The organism is Psychrobacter sp. N25K4-3-2, assembly GCF_015351755.1.
GTDB lineage: Bacteria > Pseudomonadota > Gammaproteobacteria > Pseudomonadales > Moraxellaceae > Psychrobacter > Psychrobacter glaciei.
In genome coordinates this window covers 1-994 of record NZ_JADKLX010000017.1, presented here as the reverse complement: position 1 = coordinate 994, position 994 = coordinate 1, and the positions used below count along the sequence as shown (strand labels likewise).

The following is a 994-nucleotide window of genomic DNA, read 5'->3' as shown; positions in this document are numbered from 1 at the left end:
ATCAAATGAAATCACTTGCGAATAGGATGTTAAAATGGCTGATTTTATGCACCAAATGATTGCAGTATTCAAATGTAGTGATGACCAGGAAGTTAAAGAGTGCTTTACCGTTGACAGGCCTTATAACGCGTCACTAACCAGCTTCGGGAACATCTCATTGCTTGATGATAATGGTGACCCCTGGATATTCGACGAAGACACCGATTGCTTCAAGATTAAAGAATAGCACTTTTTGTTAAAACTCAATATCGGGGTTGCGATATAGTAACCCCATCGACAACGAACGAGGACGCAAACATGAAAATCAAATTACTGTGCACTGGCGGTTACAAAGGCTTTACTCGCGACCTTGAGGCCTACCCGATTATCGTTGACGCGGTGAAATGCGATGATAGCTTGGGCGGCTACCGCGTCAAGGTCGATGACCTGGTTAAAGCTGGCGTGTACGATCTTGATTACGGCCTGTCGGTTAGTCCGGTATTTGGCCCGGCTGACTTCAACGAGAAGGACGGAACGATGTTCTTTTTTGATTGGGAAGTTCAAGCGAACGTCAAGCCTCGTAAGGTTCGACTTCTCAACAATGGCGGCTACCCGATGAGACCAGGTTATGAGAATCGCACGTTCCCAGTTATTGTGGACTTCACCGAAATCACTAACAACCTGGTCTACGTCAGCAATGAGCATCTCCAGGCTGTAGGATTCACTGGCGGTATTCATAAAGAGGATTTGTGCTTCGTTCGCGAAGAAATGCACGGTTACTATTCTGAGTGCGAGTTAGTTTACTAAGCACGAATTGTTAAAAGGGGATTCGTCCTGACTGGCACAATCCCCACACCAACCACTAAGAGGAAATCATTATGTTGAAATTAAACGAGATTAAATTCCCTGTAGTTTTTAACACTATTAGCTGCGGTAAAATAACCTGCCATAGCAAAGACCGTGCGACAGATTCGTCATTCAATGAATGCCACCCGTCTATTGTTGGCAATCTCAT

At 44.8% G+C, this 994-nt stretch carries 2 protein-coding genes; both read left to right on the top strand.

Going from position 1 to position 994, the window contains the following annotated elements:
- The first annotated feature begins 34 nt into the window (after nucleotides 1–34).
- Entirely contained in the window at nucleotides 35–226 is a 192-nt protein-coding gene (locus IOD06_RS13435; RefSeq protein WP_194621264.1) for a hypothetical protein, read from the top strand.
- A gap of 71 nt (nucleotides 227–297) precedes the next feature.
- Nucleotides 298–786 (top strand): hypothetical protein, encoded by a 489-nt coding sequence (locus IOD06_RS13430; protein ID WP_194621263.1) that lies wholly within the window; start codon nucleotides 298–300, stop codon nucleotides 784–786.
- The last annotated feature ends 208 nt before the right edge of the window (nucleotides 787–994 follow it).

Coding starts and splice junctions, on each gene's coding strand:
- IOD06_RS13430 (WP_194621263.1), top strand. CDS start 298: ATGAAAATCAAATTACTGTGCACTGGCGGTTACAAAGGCTTTACTCGC.
- IOD06_RS13435 (WP_194621264.1), top strand. CDS start 35: ATGGCTGATTTTATGCACCAAATGATTGCAGTATTCAAATGTAGTGAT.